Annotated in this window: 1 protein-coding gene; it reads right to left on the reverse strand. The window is 57.2% G+C overall.

Annotated features, from left to right (window positions below):
* Window positions 1-34 precede the first annotated feature (34 nt).
* The coding region (locus GV827_RS23240) for an IS3 family transposase (protein WP_164356719.1) at window positions 35-677 on the reverse strand (643 nt) is incomplete at its 5' end.

Here is a 677-nt window from a genome sequence, read left to right on the forward strand (position 1 = left end):
TGGCTGGCCTAGTCTGACTGGTCCGGTTTGAGTGTTAGTGCATGGTCGGCCTTTCGTCCATCTGGACGATGGTTTCTGGTGCCGGTGGTCGGTATCCGAGTGCGCTGTGTGGCCTCTTGGTGTTGTAGTGCTTCCTCCAGCCCTCGATGATGATTTGGGCTTCTCTGAGGGAGTAGAAGATCTCCCGGTTCAGCAGTTCGTCCCGGAACCGAGCGTTGAAGCTCTCGACGTAGCCATTCTCCCAGGGGCTGCCCGGTTCGATGAAGGCGGTCTTGGCGCCAACAGCCTCGATCCAGGCCCGGACATCCTTGGCAACGAACTCAGGGCCATTGTCGCTTCGAACAAACGCTGGTGGTCCGCGCAAGATGAACAGGTCGGTAAGAGCGTCAATGACATCGGTCGAGTTCAGCTTGCGGTTCACCCGTATCGCCAGGCACTCTCGACTGAACTCGTCCAAGATGTTCAATGTCCGGAACGCCTTTCCATCGTCTGTCCGGCAATGGACGAAGTCGTAGCTCCAGACATGGTTCCGATATTCTAGGCGCAACCGGATGCACGAGCCGTCGTTCAGCCAAAGCCTCGATTTCTTCGGTTGTTTCGATGGCACCTTCAGCCCCTCCCTTTTCCACAGTCTTTCGACACGGCCATCGCTGACTTGCCAACCAGCATCTCTCAGC

The organism is Sulfitobacter sediminilitoris (assembly GCF_010667575.1).
GTDB lineage: Bacteria > Pseudomonadota > Alphaproteobacteria > Rhodobacterales > Rhodobacteraceae > Sulfitobacter > Sulfitobacter sediminilitoris.